Here is a 21,502-nt window from a genome sequence, read left to right on the forward strand (position 1 = left end):
TTGCATGTTTTGGGCAGCTGTTTTTATAGGCAGGTTTCGGCGATCAAAGGATCAATACATAGGTCTTGCGCACGGTTTCCTGGATATCCCAGATACCGGTGCTGTTGGCAGGCAACATCAGTGCATCGCCCGCTTCTATGGTCAGGGTTTCACCGTTGTCCGGAGTAAAGGTGCAGCGGCCTTGAATGAAGTGGCAGAACTCCTGCTCCATGATCTGGCGACGCCATCGGCCCGGGGTGCATTCCCAGATACCGGTTTCGACGCCGTCGTTACGCTCCACGCAGGTCAGCGAGGTCACCGCCACCGGTGTACCGAGGGGCTCGGCCACGGGGAAAGACTCCTGCAACGTCACCTGGGCGGTGTTTTTGAACTGGGTAATGCTCATGGCGTGCTTCCTGTTGAACGCAAATGTCGGATTACTTCATAAAGCCTTCCATCACCCCGGCCAGGCGGCGGGCAAATTGCCGACGCCAAGGCGGGCTGTTGGCGTTGGCCAGGGTTTTGTCTTCGTACACAAAGCTGCGAATGATTGCGTTGTAGCCCAGCCAGCGGCACGGCTCTGGCTCCCAGCTCTTCAGCGCACCCAACCCGCCTTCGGTCAAGACCCAGGGCTGGCGGACTTCCAGGGTGTCGCGCTGCAGGATCAGGTCGGCCAGGGTGCGCCCGCCCAGATGGCTGGCCCCCACGCCCTCGCCACCGTAGCCGCCGGCCAGGGCAATGCCCTGCTGCCGATCACACAGCATGTGCGGCTGAAAACGTCGCGACATCCCCAGGTTGCCACCCCATGCATGGCTGATTTCAACGTTTTTCAGTTGCGGGAACAGTTCGCTGAACAAATAGCGACGCAGTTCGATTTCATCGCGGCTGAGGTCAAAGTTCTCACGCAGGCGCCCGCCAAACTGATATCCGCCCCGGGCACCAAATACCAGGCGGTTGTCGGCCGTGCGCTGGCCGTAAGTGACCTGACGGCTGCTCTCACTGAAGGCCTGGCCCTTGCACAGGCCAATCTCGTCCCACGTGGCTTGAGGCAATGGCTCTGTTGCCACGATCAGACTCTGTACCGGCAGTTGATAGCGGCCCAAAGGCGCCAGGGTGTTGGCATAACCTTCCACGGCAGGCACCACCCAGCGGCTGCGCACCTGCGCCCTGGCCGTGCGTAGGAACCCTGCCTGCCACTCGGATACCGGGCTTTGTTCGTAGATCTGTACACCCATGCGCTCAACGGCGCGGGCCAAACCACGCACCAGTTTGGCCGGGTGAAGGGTGGCGATGTGCGGTGTGAAAATCCCGCCATAAGGCCGGTTGATGCGGATCTGTTGCGCCAGCTCGGCCGGGGTGAGCCAGCGGTAGTCGGATTCGTTCAGGCCTTCGGCATACAGGCTGGCCAGATAACTGCGCAAGCTGGCCTCCTGCTCCGGGTAGCGCGCCGCGCAATACAAGGCACCCCCTTTACGGTAATCGCAGTCGATACCCTCACGATCGATAACATTCTTCACTTCATCAGGAATACCGTGCAACAAGTCGAAGGATTCCCGGCGCTGTTCCACAGACAGGCCTGCAAGCAAGCGGTCTTCGCCCAGCAGGTTGCCCATCAGCCAGCCGCCATTGCGCCCTGATGCACCAAAACCGGCCGTTTGCGCTTCAACAATGGCAATGCTCAGTTCAGGCGCATGGCGCTTGAGGTAGTACGCGGTCCACAGCCCGGTATATCCGGCGCCGATGATAGCCACATCGACATCCAGATCGTGCTCAAGGGACGGTCGGGGTGCGAGTTCCTCCCCAAGCTGGTCCATCCACAAACTGATTGAGCACCATGCTGGCATTGCCGACTCCACACCGATCCAGGAATGGCTCGATCCTAGTCGCTGGCATCAGGGCACGTCTTGCGTGCGTGCCCGCAAAGAAATTTGTTTGGCATAGGCTTTGGGCGATTGCCCGGTGTGCTGGCGAAAACAGCTGTAAAACGCCGAAATCGAGTTGAAGCCTGCTGCAAAGGCCATTTCATCAACCTTGACCGGAGTAGCAGCTATGTCCATCGCCGCCAGAACATGGCGCAGGCGCGCCTGATTCACATAGCGGTAAAAGCTTTGTCCGAGCACCTGATTAAGCAGATACGACATTTGATTGCGCGTATAACCGCAGGCCCTGGCTACCTGCTGCAGGTCGAGTTCAGGGTCAAGAAAGGGTTGCTGGCGTTCAAAGTAGGTTTGCAGGTCTTGCGCCATAAAGCTCAGCTGACGGGCCGACAGCCCCAGACGGCTCACCGCCGGGCGCAACGAGCCCTGCCGGGCCGGGCTGGCCGCCGCTTCATGCACCAGCGAGGCGTACTCGTTGACGCGCCAGATCAAACCATCGCGCACGGTAATGGCTTCACTGGCACGAAATGACACCAATCCCTGGCTGCCGCGCAAGGTCATGCGGTATTGAATAAAGGCGGTATTGCCATCCAGACGGATGCGATCACTGTGCTCAAGGGCTTCATCCGGTTCTCTGGGCATGGACGACTGCACATACTCGCGCAGTTCATTGAACACCATGACCCGATTCTGGAAGAAGTCGTTGTAGGTCACATCGGGGTGATACAACGCCATTACCCCGTCCAGATCCCGATGCTTCCAGCACAGGTGGTAACGCAGCACGGTTTCGCCGGTGGCGCGGGTATTTTCGGGACCGTCGTCTGGAGCTGGCATGGGGGGCTCGAAGGTAAAAAAACACAGAGTGCCGAGTTTGCCCATGGGCTTCAATGGGTACTGGCTGCGGATAAATAACCTAAGTGCATGATTCACATCAAAGTACGGGCAAACAACCGGGTTGCGGGAAAAATAAGGCTTAGCAGCAACTCTCCCGAGTGTTAGGTTTGATCACGAAATACTTGAAAACCTATGCGGTCAGAAACAACCGCCCCTTATCTTGAGCTAAAGGAATTGCTCTATGTACCCCATGGACAACATCAACAAAGTCACCTTCCCCAATGCCTGCCAACTGATGCGCTGGCATTTCCACCCGATGGGCTTCGAGGCAACCATGGACGCACCAGGCAGCATGGTCGCCCGCTTGTTTGACCGTGCCAGTGGTGAAACCGTGATTACCGTCGCCGGTATCCCCTGCTCGGCGGTCATGACCCCCGGTCAAGTGGGGCGCCTCATTCAATGCGTAGAAGACGAACTCGAGAGTTTTGTGCCGCCGCTGGCATGGCAGGCACAGGCCTGATTTTGCAGCGCCTGTAGATGCTCTGTGGCAGATCAGTACCCTCTCCGTGCGGGAGAGGGTTGGGCTAAGGGGCTTTTGACTGCGTATCAATCCCCTGAAGCTGTACCTTCACGTCGCGGATCGGCACCACCAACCCAGCCGTTGTTGTCACGCACAATAATCTGCGTGCCACTGGTCATTTCGATCAGCGCCACCTTGTGCCCGCGGTCTTGTAACTGTTGCACCAGCGCCGGGCTGAACCGGCCAGCCTCAAGCTCAGTGTCCACATTGCGGCTGCCAAAGTTGGGCAGGCTGATTGCGTCCTGGGGGTTCAGCTTCCAGTCCAGCAGGCCAACCACCGACTTGTTGACGTACTCGATGATTTGCGAGCCACCCGGTGAACCAATAGTTGCGACCAATTCGCCACTTTTGCGTTCGAACACCAGGGTCGGGGCCATTGAAGAGCGCGGGCGCTTGCCCGGCTCGATGCGGTTGGCCACCGGCTTGCCGTTTTCTTCGGGAATAAACGAGAAGTCGGTGAGCTGATTGTTAAGGATAAAACCCTGGGTCATTACGTGTGAACCAAACGCAGCCTCAACCGAAGTGGTCATGGCGATCGCCCCGCCCTGGTCATCGACAGCGGATATGTGGGAGGTCGAAATACGCAGTGGCGAGCGATCAGGGGCCAGGGCAAGGTTAATGCCTGCCGGAACACCGGCCTCGGCACGGCCCATGCTCTTGTCACCGATCAGAGCGGCCCGCGTCCTGAAATAGGCTTTATCCGTCAGCCCTTTCACATTGACTGGTACGAAGTCGCTGTCCGCCAGGTACTGTGCCCTGTCAGCGTAAGCCAGGCGCTCGGCTTCTGCGATCAGGTGTACCGCTGAAGGCGAAGGCTCAAGACCTGCACCGGAGCTGCTCGGTACGGGGGGCATGCTGGCGAGATCGAGGGCCGGGGATTTATCTTGCAGGGCCTCAAGAATCCCCAGGGTCTGCAACACCGCGACACCGCCCGAAGACGGTGGTGGCATACCGCAGACTTGCCACTGCTTGTAGTCCGCACACACCGGTGTGCGCTCCCTGGCCTGGTAACCACTGATATCCGCCAGGGACAGGGTCCCGGCACGAGGGTGGGATCGAACGTTGTCGACCATCGCCTGCGCGACGGTCCCCTGGTAAAACCCATCGGCGCCACGGCTGGCAATTGTTTGCAAGGTGCGTGCAAGTTCCGGGTTTTTCAGCAAGGTGCCAACCGGCAACGCTTGCCCTTGAGGTGTAAGGAAATACCGGGCCATTTCCGTCGAGCCGGCGATAAACCTGTCGGCGGCGATTTGCGTATGCAAGCGTTGGGAAACAGGAAAACCTTCGCTGGCCAGTTTGATTGCCGGTAGGAACAGATCACTCCAGGGCAGTTTGCCATGCTGCTGATGGGCCATTTCCAGCGCCCTGAGCACCCCGGGCACGCCGACTGAACGTCCGCCTATCTGGGCCTCGGAGAAAGGCATCGGTTGACCTTCTGCCCCCATGAACATCCCCGGGGTGGCACCTGCCGGAGCAGTTTCGCGGCCATCATAGGCCTGCACCCGCTTGCCGTCCCAGTACAGAATAAACGCACCGCCGCCGAGGCCACTGGACTGGGGTTCAACCAGTGCAAGTACGGCTTGCATGGAGATTGCTGCATCGATTGCCGAGCCGCCCTTGCGCAGTATTTGCTGCCCCGCCTCAGTGGCCAGCGGGTTGGCTGCAGCAGCCATATGCCGGGTGGCGTGTACCGGGGCCATATCGGTACGCAAACCCGAGGCTATTTCGGGCGCAGGCGGCAACTCGGAGGGCTTGTGCTGCTCGGACTCCCCGGTACTGCATCCGGCCGTCCACAGGGCCAGGGCTGACAAGGCGAATACGCGCAGACTGTTGTTTTTGGCAAACAGGAGATCAATCAAAAGGTATTCCTTCAATTATTGTGAGTGAGTCGCAAGTCCTGAAAGAACGCCTTGCCCTGGGGCACACGGTCCGAGGCCCTGGGGATATTCGGACCCTGGGCATCCTGGTTTTCCACATACCAGTAACAATGCTTCACTGCCCGGGTAATACCGACATAGGCCAGACGCAGGATTTCATCTTTCTGGGCATTGTCATACGGCTCGGGGTCACCCTCCTTACCCAGACCGGCCATGCGGTAAACCTGGTTCTTATAAGGTGAGGTTGTCAGATGCTGACAATCCCCCAGCAGGAAAACAGCATCCGCCTGCAAGCCCTTGGAGCTGTGATAGGTCAGCTGCTTGAGCCTGCGATCTTCCGGCGCCAACCTCGAATCAACATTAACTACTGATTGAATATCCTTTTCTATCAGTAACTTATCGCTGCTTTTTCGAAACAACATCAAGATACTGTCCCCGGCGTTGTAATGCTCGATCAACTGCGCGGCCAACCCCTGGTCATCGCGATGCAGCACATTGACCGGGACTGCCACCTTGGGCTCACCGCTGGCCTTGGCCCGCTTGCCGGCAATGGACGGCGCGGCACGCACGATATGTTCGGCGGCATCGATGATGTGTTGATGGCTGCGAAAGTTGTCACTGAGCATCACCCGGGTGGTGGCAGGTGACGGAAATTCCTTGTTGAACTCCATGAAGTATTTGGGCGAACTGCCCCGCCAGCCGTAGATCGATTGCCAGTCATCGCCCACACACAACAACGATGAACGCTGGGCTCCACGGCCTACATGCATGGCCGGGCCACGGCTGCGGATCTCGCGCAAGCCGGCGCGTAGCCAGGACACGATCTGTGGTGAGACATCCTGAAACTCATCAATCATCAAATGCGACAACGGCCGCAGTTGCTCATGGCTGAGCAGCTTGAAGTTCTGCGGGGTGTTCTCGCCAAACAGGGAGAACATGCGGTTATAGGTCATCACCGGCGGGGTCTGTGCCAGCAGGTGGTCTTCCAGCGCCCGCCAGAACAGGCTCAAGGCCTCAAAAAAGAAACGGTCCGGATCATCCTTGGCAAAGCGCATATCGCCCACTGCGGCGGCCACGTCCAGCCCCAGGTTTTCAATAAAACTGGCGGCGGCGACAAAACTGTCGAGCAAAGGCGCCGAGCCCAACTCACCTTTGAGCTTGTAATCAAAGCCGGGGCCTGCGCTGGCATCCCCAGCGAGGGCACTGACAACACGCTTTGCAGACTCGTAGTTTTCAAGCCATATCAATGGCTTGCTGCAAAAAGCTTGAAACAGGGTGCGCTTGACTGCCCACTCGGCGCGCACGCTGAGCTTGGCCCCGGGGCGGCAGATTTGCGGATTTTCACGGGGATCGAAGCCCAGTACCACCCAGGCATCCAGCTCGGCAATATAGCCGTGGCAATGGAACTGCGCGCCATTGATCTCGATGGTTTCGCGGTTGGGCTCAATGCCTTTGATCGGCCAGGCGCCGGCGGCAAACCAGAGGTCTTCCAGGGTGTCGCAGAGTTCTTCGTCGCGCCTGGCGGCCAGTTCGGTCACCGCCATGCGCTTTTGCACATCTGGATGGTCGCGCTCCAGCTCCTTGAGCTGCAAGGCATGCAGTCGCAGTGGTGCCAGGGTCTGACGGAAGCGCTCATCGCGGTTATATAGCCCGTGATAACAGGCATTCAGTTGCTGACGCTGGGCATCGTTGATCCGCAGGTCAAACGGATTGCTGTCGGTCTCGTCGTCGTTGAGCAGGCTGCGGCTATTCAGGGTCTCGAAGGCCTGTAACTGGCTATAGCCGGGCAAGCTGCGCACCATGGGCAAAATCCGCGAGTGAAAGGTACGCACCACATCCCGGGCTTCCTTGAGCGACAGATTGCGCCCCCACAAGGCGAAGATTTCCTGCAGCTTCTTGATAAAGTCCTTGCGCGACTCCCGGGTAAAGGTCACCACGGTCATCGAATCGAGTTCAAAGCCCAGGTAATGGGTCAGTAGCAGAATGCGCAACACCAGCGAGGTCGACTTGCCGGCTCCGGCGCCTGCAACCACCGAGGTCGACGGGGTATCACTGAAGATCATCTTCCACTGTGCGGCACTGGGCTGGGCATGCTCGGGCAGGTTGGCAGCCACGTCGGCCTTGATCAGCTTTTTCAGTTCCGGGCCCAGCGGCAGGCGCCAGTCATCGAACAGATTCTCGTCGATCCCGGGAGCACGCAGCTCCTGCGGGCGCATATCGCTGATAAACAGCACCTGGCGACCCTCTTCGAGCCCTTCGGCATGCCCCTCTTTGAAACCGTAATCCACCCCGGCACTGTGCCCGCTGCGGAACCCGTCTGCCTGGCCCTGCAGCCAGGACGGCGCATGTTGCGCGCGCAAACGGCTCAAGCCACTGCCAAACACACGCGCGGCAAGGCGCTTGAGCAAGGGCAATTGGGTAATGGGGGCAAGGTCTTCAGGCAGTTCGGGATTGTGTTGCGGCACGCTGACTCCAGGGTGTGAGGCTGTCCGGGTGGAGGGGCTATGGTCACCCCATTGCGCGCCGATTTCTAGCTAATTGCTTGGGCATCAGCCGTTTAGAGCCTGTATTAAAGGTAAATAGCGATTGACTGGCTTGCTAATGCATCTATTAAACCGATTGGTTTAACGCATTTTTTCAGCTTTTTATCGATATGTTGCTGATGGAGAATCACCTCATCGCCAACCGGTCAACCCTTGGCACCCTTCTCAGGAGAAGCATCATGCTTGAACTCAGACCTTTCAATACGCTGGGCGGAGCAAACCACGGCTGGCTGGACGCCCATCATCACTTTTCGTTTGCCGAATACTACGACCCGCAGCGGATGAACTGGGGCAACCTGCGGGTCTGGAATGACGACGTGATCGCCCCCGGCACCGGCTTCCCGAAACACCCGCACCGCGATATGGAAATCATCACTTATGTCCGCGAAGGTGCTATCAGCCACGAAGACAATCTGGGCAACAAGGGTCGTACCGAAGCCGGGGATGTACAGGTGATGAGCGCCGGTACCGGGATTGCGCATAGCGAATACAACCTGGAGTCCACACCGACCCGGATCTTCCAGATCTGGATCGTACCCAACCAGCAGGGTGATGCTCCGGCGTGGGGCGCCAAGCCTTTTCCCAAGGGCGGCCGTGAGGGTTTTGTGACCCTGGCCAGCGGCAAGGATGGCGACCCTGAAAGCCTGCGCATTCGTGCCGATGCGCGACTGGTAGCGGCGAACCTTAAGGCCGGGGAAACCGCCGAGTACCGTCTGGACAGCGGCCGGCGAGCCTACCTGGTGCCTGCCACCGGGGTGATCGAGGTTAATGGTCTTCGGGCCAGCGCACGGGATGGTGTGGCCGTTGTCGATGAGACCCTGCTACGGGTCACCGCGATTGAAGACAGCGAGATTGTGCTGGTGGATGTGGCCTGATTCGCCTGTTGCGGCGGTCGACCAGCCTGTTAGAAGCAAGAGTGCGCTGCGTAATCTACTGTCGCCGCTGCCGAGGAACGCAGCCTTCGTTGCCGGCAGCGGCGACAGGATCGTGGCAGGCTTTGCGCCTTTAACATCAGCCGTTTCGTACGACGTTTCGCTTTCATTCCAATGAAACATCCTAGAAAATCTTGCTCGCTTGCGCGGCCTAAAATCGGGGAATAGTCTCGTCCCATCGCTGCAAAATCAGCGGTCGGGTTTAGTAGCCCGGTTTTAGTGTTTGGCGCAAGGCGCCACCTCCGTGAGGCGCTTTTTACGGCCTGCGTTTTATGGTGGCCGTGCGCAGGGTGCCCTCGGGCACACCGGTTCCCAAACACGCCGGTCTACTAACCTGTGCACGGCTGCCACCCATTCGTTTAGTAGCTAAAAGTGGCAGCTCCCTTAACGTGTTTGGAGTTAAGCCATGAAAAAGATCACCCCCGACCCACCCGTTTTACCCCTCGATGCTGCTGACGGTAACGACCCGTTGCTGGACCGTGCCGCCACCGACCGTGCGCTCAATTTCTACCTGCAAGGCCATAGGCCCGTTCGCGCTTCGGGCACGGCCCTGTTTGCCATCCCGTCCAGTGTCAATTCAGAAGCGGCCCTGGCCCAGGCGTCAGACTTGTTGCGCTGTGCGGGTGCCTGCGCGAATGAGGCGGGGAATGGTCTGAGCGGCCCTGCGCGCGACCTGGTGTTGTCGACCCTGCACCTGGTGGAGCTGGCCAAGGGGTATGTCGACAAGTCGCTGGACACGCTGGTAACGCACTAAAGCAGCACGCGCCTGATTGGCGACAGGCGCGTTATTTCTTTCAGTGTGTTTGCTCCTCCGGGATCTATGGCCACGGGTTTGCAGCCCTCAAACCTGCAATAGCGGTGAGCAGCCACAACTGCTCAAGGTCAAAAAAGACCCCGGTGGGTATGGGGCAGCAAAACTTGATTGGGAGCGGGTTTTAGCTTCTTATCGATTCGCTCTGAACTTATCAGAGTCGTTATATCTAAATAGCCGTAAACATTTTTATCTACGTCATGGAGACATTCACGAATGCTTACCGCAAAACTGCTGCGTCACACCTGTGCCCTGGCGCTGTTCGGCGCACCATTGGCAGTGATGGCAGCCCCAAGTACTGACCCGCTCTTCACCGTCGGTTTACTGGGCTCCTACACCAAGTTCAAATTCGAAGGTGGTAGCAAATCCGACAAGGAGGATATGGGCCAGGCCGGTGTGTTCGCCAACTTTGGCAACAAGATGACCGCCGAATCCGGTTTCATCTACCAGATCGGTGGTGAAGCCAAATACAGCAAGAAAAACGACAACAAGCTCAAGGAAGCCCAGGCCGACCTCGACCTTGGCTGGCGCGCAGCGCTGGATGCCCGCAACTTCGTCGACGTTATCGTCGGTGGCGGTTACAGCTGGACCCGTTTCGAACCTGAAATCAACGACCTGGATACAACGTTGACCTTCAAATCGCCGTTTGCCAAGGCCGCACTGGGTTACAACCACCAGTTCGACACCTCGACCCTGCGTGTAGAAGTAGGCGCCCGTCACGCTATGGATGGTCGCGCACGGCTGAAAGTCGACGGCTTCGGCAGCGGCAACGTCGACATGAAAGACCGCACCAACCCCTACGCTGAAGTTTCGCTGCTGATGAACCAGAACGGTGATATGCCGATCAATGCAGGCGTGTACTACACCCGTACGGAGTACAAAATCGACGAAGATTCGCCGATTGCCGACAACACCAAACTCAAGCGTGACGAGTTCGGCGTGAAGGTCGGCCTGGCATTCTGATCGCTTCTGGCAGGCCCCTTCAGCTGTAGGGGGCCTGCATCGACAGCATCGCCGCGGCTGCCCCTGCCTGATTCAGTCTTCACTCAATGAGCCTTTTGCTGCGGAAAATCTATTTAGCTTCCTGCAAATAGAGGACGCTATGCCGTTATCGAACTTTATGCCTGGTAAGCCGTCAAATTCTGCACAGGCAGGATTCTTACTCTCCTGCATACATCTCTTGATCACTTTCGATTCAGGTGAATGACATGCGTATTACATTACCCGCCCTGGTGCTGGGCATCGTGATTTCGCAGGGAGCAATGGCTGCCGGGGATGGATCTGCCGCGGTCGGAGGCGGTGTTGGCGGCGCACTGGGCAATATTGTCGGTCAACAGCTGGGCGGCTCTTCAGGAGCGGCCATCGGTGCAGGTGTGGGCGCCGCTGCCGGTAGTGCAGTGGGTGCACCCAGAGGCAGTAAAACCGAAGCCGCCATCGGTGGCGGCGTCGGTGGCGCTGGCGGCTCGCTTATCGGCGGTCAACTGGGCGGTTCCACCGGCTCTACCATTGGTGCCGGGCTGGGTGGCGCAGTAGGTGGTGCAGTGGGCAATAACCTTGGCGACGACGGCGACAGACACAGCTCCGGCGGCAAGGGTAAGCACAAGCACAAACATAAGCGCCGTTGACTTTCCAGTGTCCAATGGCCAAGAGCCCGACTTCGTGTCGGGCTTTTTTATTCGATATCTGGCGGCCCGCCTTTAGAAGTCAATGGTCGCGGACAACTCAAAGGTACGCGGCGCACCCAGGCCCAGGCTGGACAACAGCGGCGTCCCCCAATAGGCCTTGTTGGTCACGTTGTTCACACTCCCACGCAACGTCACCGGTTGGCTGGCCACCCGGGTGCTGTAGCGTGTGCCCAGGTCGTAGACCGTGTAGCCCGGTATCGACTGGGTATTATCGGCGCTGATGTATTGCTTGGACACCGAGGTGGCGTTGGCCGTCAGTGTCAGGCCTTCGATGACCGGGGTGTCCCATTCCACACCCAGCTTGCCCTGCAGCCGGGGCTGGCCAATGGCGGTCTTGCCCTCGTTGGTGCCGCCCTGGGCCTTGGTGATTTTCGGGTCGACATGGGCCACACCGCCCATCAGGCGTACGTCGTGCAGCGGCGAGCCGAAAAAGCCCCACTCGACCCCTCGGTTACGCTGCTCGCCACCAAAGGAAAAGATATTGGTATCCGGGTCCAGGTAGCTGCTGGGGCGGGTAATTTCATACAGGCTCAGGGTGTGGGTGAAGTCACCGAGGTCTACCTTGAGGCCTACTTCCTTCTGCTTGGACTTGTAGGGGGCGAACACGTCACCGAAGTTTTTCGCCGTCATCGGTGCCGCCGCGCCCTCGCTCAGGCCTTCGATGTAGTTGGCATACACCGACACCTGGTCGGTGATCTTGACCAGCAGTGCCGCTGCCGGGGTGGTGGCGCCTTCGTCATAGCGGTTGGTGCGTGCGCCGGTGGATGTGCTGAAGCTGTCGGTCAGCACTTGCTGGCGACGTACACCCAGGGTCAGTTGCACCCGGTCTTCGAGAACCGACAGTGTATCGGCCAGGCCATAGCTGGTCAGGCGGCTCTTGGTATGGGCAATGTACGGGAAGCTCTTGGCCGCAGCTGGCCCCCACTGTGGGTGGTAGATGTTGGTGACCCAGTCCGCGCCCGGCACCGAGCGGCGCCCGTAGTCCTTTTGAGTGTCGCCGTAGTGTGTGGCATTGAGGGTCCATTGATGCTTGATCGCGCCAGTCTGCAGGTTGCCCTTGAGGCCGACCTCGCCGGAGGTTTTCTCCAGGTCCATTTTCAGCTGGCCCATGGAGGTCTTGAAGTCACCCGCGTCGTTGAACACCGTCGCCATCATGGTGCCGCTGTACTCGTAATGGGTTGTGCTCATGCCATACGCCGCATAAGCCATCAGGTTGTCGCTCAGGTCGAACTCACCGCGCACGATGGCCCCCCGGTCCGTGGTTTGCACATAGGCCCAGTCAGGGTTGAGCAGAGTGTCGGCCTTGGGCGGTTTGGGCACGGCCACACCGGAAGCCAGGTTGATACCGCGGTTCTGCCCGCGCACACGGTCTTCACTTTGATACAGGTCGGCAGACAGCCGCACGCGTTCACCGCGCCAGTCCAGGCCCAGGGACGTGAGCTCGGCTTTCTGCCGCTGGTGGTTGATTGCGCCGTCACCGTCACGGTACACACCGTTGAAGCGTACGCCGAATTGCTGGTCTTCACCGAAGCGCCGGCCCACATCGAGATGGCCACCGAACTGCGCATCGGACATATAGGTGCCCGTCAGCCGTGTCAACGGTTCGTCGCCGGCCCGTTTGGGTACCAGGTTGACCGCCCCTCCGACCGAGCCTCCCGGCGGCATGCCATTGAGCAAGGCCGACGGGCCCTTGAGCACTTCGATACGCTCATACATTTCCGGTGAAATCCGGTAATACGGGGCCACCCCAAACAGCCCGCCCATCATCACGTCGCTGATATTGCTGGCGAAGCCACGGATAGAGTAGTTCTCACTGAAGGTCCCGGTCAGGCCGTTGCTGAACACCGAGGGATCAGTTGCGGCAATCACCTGGGTGATGTTCTGTGCCTGACGGTCGGCAATGTACTGCTCCGTATAGCTGATGGTACTGAACGGGGTTTCCATAAAGTCCTTGTTGCCCAGCAGCCCAACCCGGCTGCCATAGGCCACCTGCCCGCCTGCGTAACCGGGCGGCAAGTCGGCCGGGGTGGCCATATGGCCCTCAACCATCGTGGCAGGCAGCGTTGATGCGCCGGGTTCTTTCTCGTCGGGGATGGTCTCGGCATGGGCTGCCAGGCTTGTCATGGCCAGCGTCAGCAACACGGCATGTACCGCCGTGGCGGTACGGTTCAGGGCAAAAACTGCGCGCGGGGGCGCAATGCGGGTAGGAAAAGGACAGTGACTCACGTGAAGACTCCGTTGGACTGGCAGGGAATGGTTTTTGTTAATCTGAATCTAAGGAATGGATTTAATGAGAATCGTTATATGGCCAGCAAAATGCCTGGCAGCCGCCTTCAGGCGTTAGCCCTGATAGCCCTTGATCACATCGTCGATTACCAGCTTCAGGGCGGTCGGACTGGCACCTGTGACGTACCAGGCCTGGGGATCGACAACGATCACCCGGCCGTTTTTCCAGGCGTTGGTCTGGCGCAACAACGGGTTGCCCAGGCTCTCGATAGCCATTGCCGGGCGGTGTTCCATTACTGCCGTACGGTCCACGATGTAGATGATGTCGGGGTTGGCCTGCTGGATAAATTCGCTGGATACCGGTTGCCCATGCAGCCCCGCCTCTGCCGTAGGGCTGGCGGGTTTGACACCCAGGCCGGTGAAAATAAAGCCGTAGCGCGACTGCACGCCGAAGGAGCTGAACGCGCCGTTGTTATGCAGCACCACCAGCGCTTTTTCAGGGCGCCCGCGGGTGATGCCTCTCGCCTCCTCGACTTTCGCGTCCAGTGCCCGGGCTTTTTCCTGCGCGAGCCCCTGTTTGGCGAACATCTGCCCCAGGGTCAGCAGGTGCTGCCTGATCACCTCGATATGGCGGGTCTCGCTGTCACGATAATCGACATCGAAATGAACGGTCGCGGCCATCTCGCTCAAGGCTTGATAGTGGTTGGCCTGCAGTGAGGTGATCAGGATCAGGTCCGGCCTGGCGGCATGTACCCGTTCCAGGTTGGGCTGCACAATCGACCCCAGATCCTCGACACCCGGTGCATCCCGATAGCGGGCGAGAAAGTGCGGGATGAAATCCTTGGGCATGCCCGCCACGGGGACACCCAGTTGATCGAGGAAGTCGACTTCATTCATGTCCAGTGCAACCACCCGCTGCGGTACACGTTCAATGACCGTGGTGCCCAACTGGTGTTGCACCGTAAGCGGCGCAAAAGGCGTCTGCACGGCTTGCACAGCGGTGGCGGCCCGTGGGGGCTCTGCCGGTTTGTCATTGCAGCCCTGCACTGCCACGGCCGCGCCGAGCAGCAGGGCCAACGGCCATAACCGATCTTTGTTGTGGATCATCATTTCGCGTCTCTTTCCAGGGGGTTGAAGTAGTTGCACAGGCGACCGCGCGGGCTGTGGGTGATCTCGAAGTCCAGCCCGTAGAGTTCGCCCAGCCGCGCTTCGGTGATCACCTCGTCAACGCTGCCGGCGCAATGCACCGCGCCCGCCTTCATCGCAACGAAGTGATCGCAGTAGCTGGCGGCAAAGTTGATGTCATGCACCACCAGAATCACCGTGCGCCCCTGTTCGTCGCACAAGCGGCGCAGCGCCCGCATAATCTGTACGGCGTGCTTGATATCGAGGTTGTTCAGCGGCTCATCGAGCAGCAGGCAATCGGTTTGCTGGGCGATGGTCATGGCCAGAAAGGCCATCTGCCGCTGCCCGCCGCTGAGTTCGTCGAGGTAGGCATGGCGCAGCGCTTGCAGCGACAGAAAGGCGATGGCCTCGTCGATGATCCGTTGATCTTCGCCGGTCAACACACCACGGCTGTATGGGAAGCGCCCGAAGGCAACCAGTTCCTCCACCCGAAGGCGCAGGTTGAAGTCCGGTGACTGGCGCAAAGTGGCCACGCGCCTGGCGTAATCGCCAATCGCGATACCCGCGACCCCACGCCCCTCGATGCGTACTTCACCGGCCGTGGGCTCCATCAGCCGCGCTATCATCATCAACAGCGTGGTTTTGCCCGCGCCGTTGGGGCCGATCAGCGCCGTCAGTTGCCGGGGCGGGAAACTCGCGTCGACACCGCGTAGTACGGTCTTGCTGCCATAGGTTTTATGGATGCCGTGAACAGTGATCATGGAGCTCCTCGGGTACGCACCATCAACACCAGGAAATACCCGCCGCAGACCAGGTTGACGAGAATGCCGACGGTGGTTTTGTAGTTGAAGACATGCTCGACCAGCAGTTGCGCAACGATGAAAATGCCGATGGCAATCACGCTGCCCAGCGCCAGCGTGACCCGGTGCCTGAAGGTGCGGGCCAGCGCATAGGTGATGTTCGCCACGAAGATGCCCATAAACGCCGTGGGCCCCAGCAGGCTGGTTGAGACCGCCACCAGTGCCGCAATCAGCGCCAGGTGCAGGCGCACGCTGCGCCGGTAATCGACCCCCAGGGACATGGCCTGGTCGCGCCCCAGCGCCAGCACATCGAGGGTTGCCAAGGTTCTGCTGCCCACCAGGCACACGGCGCCCACCAGCAGCCCCGCAATCAGCAACTGCTGCGGCTGGACGCGGTTGAACGAAGCCAGGCTGAAGCCCTGCAAAACCGAAAACTCGCCGGGGCTGACCTTGAGCTGGACAAACTGGGTGAACGTGCCTATCACCATCGTCAGCACCAGCCCGACCAACAGCAGGAAATACACGTTGCTCTTGCCGTTGCGCAGCAGGTAACGATGGATAAGCCACGAGTAGCCAAGCAACAGCAGCACAGACACCAGAAAGTTGCCGTTACTGCCCAGTAACACCGCACTGCCGGTGCCCAGCAACAACACCAGCAAGGCTTGCAACAGCAGGTAAATGGCCTCGTAGCCCATGATTGCCGGGGTCAGTATCCGGTTGCCGGTGAGGGTCTGGAACGTGATCGACGACCAGGCGATGCACACACCGCCAATCACCATGGCCATAAGCCGGGCGATCCGCTTGGGGATTACATAATCAAAATCCATGCCCGACCCCAACAACACGAAGGTCAGCGCCAGGGCCGCCACCAGAACCCATACCCCATGCCGGGGTTGCAGACGCCTCATCGGTGCCTCCAGATGATCAGTGCCAGGAACAGCACACCGCCCACGCTGCCTGCCATCAAGCCGATGGGCACTTCAAACGGGTAAATCAGCAGCCGTCCGAGGATGTCGCACACCAGCAGCATTGACGCGCCGCCCAGGGCAACGATGGGCAGCGTACGGCCCAGGTGGTCGCCATAACGCAGCGCCACCAGGTTGGGAATGACCAGTCCGACAAAAGGAATCGCCCCTACCGTGATGACCGTGGCTGATACTGTGACCGCCACCAGCAGCAAGCCCAGGGCAACGTTTGCCGAGTAGTTCAGGCCCAGGCTTGTAGCCATGCCCTCACCCATGCCCAGCACGGTGAAACGGTGGGCATACAGATAGGCCAGGGCAACAATCGGCAAGATCAGGTAGATGATCTCGTAGCTGCCCTGCACCACCCTGGAAAAGTCGCCCAGCAGCCAGCCCTGCATGCTTTGCATGATGTTGTGGTGGTAGGCGTAGAACTCGGCAATGGCGCTCAGCACGCCGCCATACATCAGGCCGATGACCGGCACCAGCACCGTGTTTTTGAATCGGATCCGGCGGATGATCACGACAAATATCAGCCCCGAGGCGAAACAAAACACCAGCGCAAACAGCATGCGCCCTGTCGTGCCGGCGCCGGGCACCACTGCCAGCGATACCAGGATGCCGAGCCTGGCCGCATCCAGCCCGCCCGAAGTGCCTGGCTCAACGAACTTGTTGTGCACGATGTGTTGCAGGATCACCCCGCACACTGCCAGGCCAGCCCCGGTCAGCACCAGCGCCGCCAGGCGCGGCAAGCGGCTGGCCGTGAGCGTCAGCCAGGCATCGCCCGACAAGGACCACAGCTGCGACCACTCCAGTTGCCGGGCCCCCACCAGCAGTGATGTGACGCAGAGCATGACAAATACCCCTAGCCATCGTGCCCGCATCATTGCAGCTCACTGCCGCTTGCCACCCGCCAACCCTTGGCAGCCCGACGCTGTTCAAGAAACTTCGCGTAACGCCCCTTGGCGGCAAGCAATGCCGCGGGCGTGCCCTGCTCGGCCACCCGGCCTTGATCGAGCACCACGATCCGGTCGGCCATCGACACCGTAGACAGTTGATGCGCAATGACCACCAGCGTGCGCTGCCCGCGCAACCTGGCCAGTGTCCGGGCGATCACGTGCTGATTCTCGGCATCCAGCGCCGCAGTGGCTTCATCCACCAGCAAGATGGCCGCCTCCTTGATCAGTGCGCGTGCAATCGCAATACGCTGGCGCTCACCGCCCGACAGCCGTGCACCACCCTCGCCCACCGGTGTGTCGAGGCCTTGCGGCAAGCGCCCGACAAGCTCGCCAAGCCCGGCCTGCTGCGCCGCCTCGAGGATTTCGTCAGCATTGGCGGTGGGTTTGCCGATACGGATGTTGTCGGCAATGCTGCCCTGAAACAGGTAACAGTCCTGGAATATCTGACTGATCTGACCCGCCAACTGGCTGTCGGACATGTGCCGCACATCCACACCACCCACGAGCACGCACCCTTCGCGCGCATCGAAAAACCGTGCGATCAGCCGTACCAGCGTGGTCTTGCCCGAGCCCGAAGCACCGATCAACGCTGTCATGCTGCCCGGCTCAATACGCAGGCTGACATCATGCAGCACATCGGGTTGATCGGGCGCGTAAGCCATGCTCACTGCGCGCAACTCTATAGAGCCATCCCGTGGCGGTTGTGGCTGATCCGGCTCCGGCAAGGGCCGGGCGGCAAAGATGGCCTGCACCGCGTCAAGTTGACCGCTGGCACTGCGCAGGATCTCGGCATAACCGGCCACGTCCAGCAACGGCTCGATATAGCGGCTGCTCAACAACAGCGCAACGACTACCGCAATCACCGAAGCGTTATCCCGCGTGTCGCCCATCAGCCCGTTAAGCCACAAGGCGGCTGCGATCAACAGGGCCGCAAAGATCACCTGCACGACCCAGGTATTGAGTACCACCGAAAGCGATGACTGATAGATCAGGCGCAGCCCGGACTGGCGCTGGCGCTCGAGCGCCTGTTCCAGCAACTGCGTCCCGCCCCCTTCGCCATTGAACGCGCGCAGTACCGATTGCGCCTGGGCAAACTCGACCATGCGCTGGCTGGCATCCGCGAAGTGCCGCTGGAAAGCCCGGTCAGTACGCTGCCCCAGGCGCGCGCTCAACAGCAGCGCCCCTGCCAGTACCGCAAGCCCCAGCAGCGCAATCAGCCCCAGTGGCCAATGCACGGCAAACAGTGCGGCGACGATCACCAAAGGCGTCACCGCGCCACTGATCACAGGGGTGAAAACGTGCGCCGGCAACTGCGCCACCGCCATCATGCCCTGGGTAATTACATGCCCCAGATGGCCGGTGTTCTGCGTCGTAAACCAGCCCAGGGGCAATCGCGCCACATGGTCGCCGATGCGCTGGCGCGCCCCCTGCAAAAGGGCCACGCCCACCGCGACACCGGCGCGCTCCACCCGGCGCCGGCAGGCCCAGCACACAGCCATGCCGGCAAGCGTCAACAGCAGCCACAATGCTGCACCTCGTAGATCGTTAGCGAGCAAATGCCCCAGCACCGGTACCAGGGTGGTGAGTGTCAGCCCGCTGAGCAAACCATAAAACACTGCCATCCAGACATAACGATGCAGCACGGGCGCGTCGTCGCCCAACAGTTCTAACAAGGGTTTCAGCATGACGGCACCGCCAGTTCTGCAGAGAATGAGTAGTCGCCCTGCGCCCACAGGCGGGCATAAAGGCCCTTGCGGGCAAGCAGTTCGCCGTGGGTGCCCTGCTCGTGAATCGTGCCGTTGTCGAGCACGATGATCTGGTCTGCGTGCATCACGGTGTCGAGCCGGTGCGCGATGACCAGCAAGGTGCGGCCGCCGGCAAAACGCGAGAGTGCATCCTGGATGGCCACTTCACTTTCGGCATCCGCCGCCGCCGTGGCCTCGTCGAGCACCAGCACGGGCGGATCGAGCAACACGGCACGGGCGATGCTCACCCGCTGCAACTCACCGCCGGAAAACTGCGCATCCTCACCCACCACCGAGTCATAGCCACGCGGCAGGGCAACAATGCGCGCATGGATATTGGCCGTGCGCGCAGCATCCTCAATCTGCTGGCGGGTGGCCGTTGGTCTGCCCAGGGCAATGTTGTCGTGCACACTGGCGTGGATCAGCCGCACCTCCTGCAATACAAAACCGATATGCCGGTACAGGGTTGCCGTCTCAATCTGACGCAGATCCACACCCCCCAGGGTGATGCGCCCTTGCGTCGGGTCAAAAAAACGCAGCAGCAGGCGCGCCAGGGTTGACTTGCCGGCGCCGGAGCACCCCACCACAGCGGTGGTCGTGCCGGGTTTGAGAACCAGGTTGATGTCCGCCAGCCCCCGGCCCGCGCTTTCATAGCAGTAGCCAACGTGCTCAAAACCAATTTCGCTGCCCCTGGGCATCTCCTGCATGCCCGGTGCCGGTTGCTCCAGCACCGGTGTATCGAGCAGGGCCTGCACACGCCGGGCCGCACCCACTGCATTGTTGAGGTCATGGGTGATGTAGTGCAGCAACAGCAAGGGGCCACACAGGCCCGGAGTCACCAGGGCGAACGGCAGCACATCCAGCGCAGCGATCCAGCCCAGTGCCACGAACAGGGTGCCGAACGCCAGCACGCCGCCCAGCACCGCGACCGGCGCGATCATTGCGTTGGCATTGGCCATCGAACCCACCAGCGGGCGAGTGAAACCGACAAAAGCCCGGGCGAAGGCATCGACGGCCTCACGGTAACTGCCGTGTGCCTTGCCGACAGCCCCGAACGACTTCACTACCGGGATGCCATTGACGAACTCGACCACGGCATTGTCGATACGCCCCATGCCCTCGACAAACGCCTGCATGTTGCTCTCGCTGGCTTTCATGGCGCGGGTAAAAAACAGGAAGAACCCCGGGAACGGCAGGATCGAGACAATTGCCATGCGCCAGTCCATTACAAACAGGTAGACCAGCGAGAACACAATGGCGCCGACCGCTCGCCCCACGGTGGTGTAGAAATGCGCCGTCAGACTGTGCAGGGTATTGATGTCATCCTGCATCGCCTGCTTGACCTCACCCGAGCCCCGGCTGGTGAACCAGCCCAAGGGCACGCGGCTCAGGCGCTGCACAATGGCCAGGCGCAGGTGGTGGGTAATACGGTTATCCGCCAGATGGGCCAGCAGCTCCCCGGTGGATATCAACAACATGCCCGCGCACAGACTCGCCACGCCGACACCTACTGCCCGCCACACCTCATGAGCAGTGATTGCGTTGTCACCCAGAACCAGCCCGGCGACATGCGCAATACCTGCCAGCGGTACCAGCGTCAGCATGGCGCCAACGCCCGCAAGCAGGGCGGCAATCAGCAGCCGCCCACGAATCGGGTGAAGCACTTGGCTGACAGGGCCACGCATCTTGGGTGTGGCCGCAGCCGTGTGAGGAGTTTCCATGCCAGTCAAACATCCGCAATGTCATAAGAATGGAAGGCCACTGGCATTCCGGTTAAGCGCAAACAAGGGGGGTGTATGCGCAACTGATAGTGGCTCGCAAATGAGAACCTTAATTAGTTGCATGACTATAAACTAATTTGCGAAATGCTGACAAGACAGCTACAAGACACTCCTCACCGATCAAGGAACGGCCATGAACGCCTCACAACCACCCGCGACCCGCGGGCGTCCTCGCACCATCACCCGCGAGCGCATCGTCGAAGCAGGCATCGAGATCGGCCTGCCGGGTATCACTTTTGTCGGCGTTGCTGCCGCTTTGGGGGTCAGTCATATGGCGCTTTACAAGCATGTTGCCAATCTGGAGGCGCTGAAGAATCTGATCGCCGAAGAGATCTTCACCCGCTGGCAGATACCGCGGGTCGACGCCGATCAGCGTGGTGAACTCAAGGACTACCTGACGGTGTTTGCCACCTCGGTGCGCCTGTTTGTAAAGGCCCACCCCGGCTTGACGCCCTACGTGATTCGCCGGTTGGCGGCGACCCAACCGATGCTCGCCAAGATCGACGAGCATCAGAGCCATATCGCCCAGGTCTACGGCATTACCAAGGCGCAGGCCCGCTGGCTGCTGGCAACCGTGGCCTTCCACGGAATTGCCGTAGCCGACACGGTGTATTCAGTCACCGGCCAGCCCGTTGAAGAAGCCCAGCGCCTGGCCGAAGAAATCGAGATGGAGGCCGAGCTGGACCGCGGCATGCGTGCACTGATCGTTGGCGCACTGGTGCTCATGGATGAAGAGGAATCCCAGGCAAAGCCATAGGTTTGACATCATGTAAATCAATAACTTGC

18 protein-coding genes are annotated in these 21,502 nt (G+C 60.1%); 6 read left to right on the forward strand and 12 right to left on the reverse strand.

Going from position 1 to position 21,502, the window contains the following annotated elements; genetic code table 11:
• Positions 1 to 43: 43 nt before the first annotated feature.
• The 3 genes from QN377_RS00835 to QN377_RS00845 are packed head-to-tail and all read right to left on the reverse strand — an operon-like array spanning position 44 to position 2,690.
• Positions 44 to 385, reverse strand: coding sequence for a cupin domain-containing protein (locus tag QN377_RS00835; RefSeq protein WP_095018531.1), 342 nt, complete (start codon positions 383 to 385; stop codon positions 44 to 46).
• 31 nt (positions 386 to 416) lie between these two features.
• Positions 417 to 1,823 (reverse strand): NAD(P)/FAD-dependent oxidoreductase, encoded by a 1,407-nt coding sequence (locus QN377_RS00840; RefSeq protein ID WP_095018530.1) that lies wholly within the window; start codon positions 1,821 to 1,823, stop codon positions 417 to 419.
• 48 nt (positions 1,824 to 1,871) lie between these two features.
• Complete coding sequence (locus tag QN377_RS00845; RefSeq protein WP_095018556.1) at positions 1,872 to 2,690, reverse strand: helix-turn-helix domain-containing protein; 819 nt, start codon at positions 2,688 to 2,690, stop codon at positions 1,872 to 1,874.
• A gap of 241 nt (positions 2,691 to 2,931) precedes the next feature.
• On the opposite strand from QN377_RS00845, the gene QN377_RS00850 reads away from it, so the two are divergent.
• On the forward strand, positions 2,932 to 3,210 hold the full coding sequence (locus tag QN377_RS00850) for a DUF1652 domain-containing protein (protein ID WP_176464278.1): 279 nt from the start codon (positions 2,932 to 2,934) through the stop codon (positions 3,208 to 3,210).
• An 86-nt stretch (positions 3,211 to 3,296) separates the two neighbouring features.
• Here QN377_RS00850 and ggt read toward each other — a convergent pair whose 3' ends face one another.
• The gene (gene ggt, locus QN377_RS00855; protein WP_322214114.1) at positions 3,297 to 5,072 is read right to left on the reverse strand and encodes a gamma-glutamyltransferase; all 1,776 of its coding nucleotides are present in this window, start codon (positions 5,070 to 5,072) and stop codon (positions 3,297 to 3,299) included.
• Positions 5,073 to 5,140: 68 nt separating this feature from the next.
• Positions 5,141 to 7,612, reverse strand: a complete 2,472-nt coding sequence (locus tag QN377_RS00860; RefSeq protein ID WP_322212847.1) for a UvrD-helicase domain-containing protein — start codon at positions 7,610 to 7,612, stop codon at positions 5,141 to 5,143.
• 257 nt (positions 7,613 to 7,869) lie between these two features.
• On the opposite strand from QN377_RS00860, the gene QN377_RS00865 reads away from it, so the two are divergent.
• The 4 genes from QN377_RS00865 to QN377_RS00880 all read left to right on the forward strand — a co-directional run bounded on the left by QN377_RS00865 (position 7,870) and on the right by QN377_RS00880 (position 11,058).
• Complete coding sequence (locus tag QN377_RS00865; protein ID WP_095023365.1) at positions 7,870 to 8,565, forward strand: pirin family protein; 696 nt, start codon at positions 7,870 to 7,872, stop codon at positions 8,563 to 8,565.
• 463 nt (positions 8,566 to 9,028) lie between these two features.
• On the forward strand, positions 9,029 to 9,376 hold the full coding sequence (locus QN377_RS00870; protein WP_095023364.1) for a DUF6124 family protein: 348 nt from the start codon (positions 9,029 to 9,031) through the stop codon (positions 9,374 to 9,376).
• A gap of 273 nt (positions 9,377 to 9,649) precedes the next feature.
• The gene (locus tag QN377_RS00875) at positions 9,650 to 10,396 is read left to right on the forward strand and encodes an outer membrane beta-barrel protein (RefSeq protein ID WP_095000140.1); all 747 of its coding nucleotides are present in this window, start codon (positions 9,650 to 9,652) and stop codon (positions 10,394 to 10,396) included.
• Between the two features lie 245 nt (positions 10,397 to 10,641).
• Positions 10,642 to 11,058, forward strand: a complete 417-nt coding sequence (locus QN377_RS00880; RefSeq protein WP_322212846.1) for a hypothetical protein — start codon at positions 10,642 to 10,644, stop codon at positions 11,056 to 11,058.
• 72 nt (positions 11,059 to 11,130) lie between these two features.
• On the opposite strand, the gene QN377_RS00885 is transcribed toward QN377_RS00880, so the two are convergent.
• The 7 genes from QN377_RS00885 to QN377_RS00915 all read right to left on the reverse strand — a co-directional run bounded on the left by QN377_RS00885 (position 11,131) and on the right by QN377_RS00915 (position 20,656).
• Entirely contained in the window at positions 11,131 to 13,344 is a 2,214-nt protein-coding gene (locus tag QN377_RS00885; RefSeq protein ID WP_416350611.1) for a TonB-dependent receptor, read from the reverse strand.
• Positions 13,345 to 13,458: 114 nt separating this feature from the next.
• Positions 13,459 to 14,454 carry a siderophore ABC transporter substrate-binding protein gene (locus tag QN377_RS00890; RefSeq protein ID WP_138737954.1) on the reverse strand — a complete coding sequence of 332 codons (996 nt, stop codon included), beginning with the start codon at positions 14,452 to 14,454 and terminating at the stop codon, positions 13,459 to 13,461.
• Positions 14,451 to 15,230 (reverse strand): ABC transporter ATP-binding protein, encoded by a 780-nt coding sequence (locus tag QN377_RS00895; protein ID WP_138737953.1) that lies wholly within the window; start codon positions 15,228 to 15,230, stop codon positions 14,451 to 14,453. The genes QN377_RS00890 and QN377_RS00895 overlap by 4 nt, the downstream gene beginning before the upstream one ends.
• Positions 15,227 to 16,177, reverse strand: a complete 951-nt coding sequence (locus tag QN377_RS00900; RefSeq protein WP_095024638.1) for an iron chelate uptake ABC transporter family permease subunit — start codon at positions 16,175 to 16,177, stop codon at positions 15,227 to 15,229. The genes QN377_RS00895 and QN377_RS00900 overlap by 4 nt, the downstream gene beginning before the upstream one ends.
• Positions 16,174 to 17,115, reverse strand: a complete 942-nt coding sequence (locus QN377_RS00905; RefSeq protein ID WP_322214110.1) for an ABC transporter permease — start codon at positions 17,113 to 17,115, stop codon at positions 16,174 to 16,176. Before QN377_RS00905 ends, QN377_RS00900 begins: the two co-directional genes overlap by 4 nt.
• A complete protein-coding gene (locus tag QN377_RS00910) occupies positions 17,115 to 18,875 on the reverse strand; it encodes an ABC transporter ATP-binding protein (RefSeq protein ID WP_095018523.1) in 1,761 nt (586 codons plus the stop codon). Before QN377_RS00910 ends, QN377_RS00905 begins: the two co-directional genes overlap by 1 nt.
• Positions 18,869 to 20,656 carry an ABC transporter ATP-binding protein gene (locus tag QN377_RS00915; protein WP_322212845.1) on the reverse strand — a complete coding sequence of 596 codons (1,788 nt, stop codon included), beginning with the start codon at positions 20,654 to 20,656 and terminating at the stop codon, positions 18,869 to 18,871. The genes QN377_RS00910 and QN377_RS00915 overlap by 7 nt, the downstream gene beginning before the upstream one ends.
• A gap of 193 nt (positions 20,657 to 20,849) precedes the next feature.
• On the opposite strand from QN377_RS00915, the gene QN377_RS00920 reads away from it, so the two are divergent.
• A complete protein-coding gene (locus QN377_RS00920) occupies positions 20,850 to 21,473 on the forward strand; it encodes a TetR/AcrR family transcriptional regulator (RefSeq protein ID WP_095018521.1) in 624 nt (207 codons plus the stop codon).
• Positions 21,474 to 21,502: the final 29 nt, after the last annotated feature.

This window comes from Pseudomonas sp. CCC4.1 (assembly GCF_035019225.1).
In the GTDB taxonomy this organism is placed as follows: Bacteria; Pseudomonadota; Gammaproteobacteria; order Pseudomonadales; family Pseudomonadaceae; genus Aquipseudomonas; species Aquipseudomonas bubulae.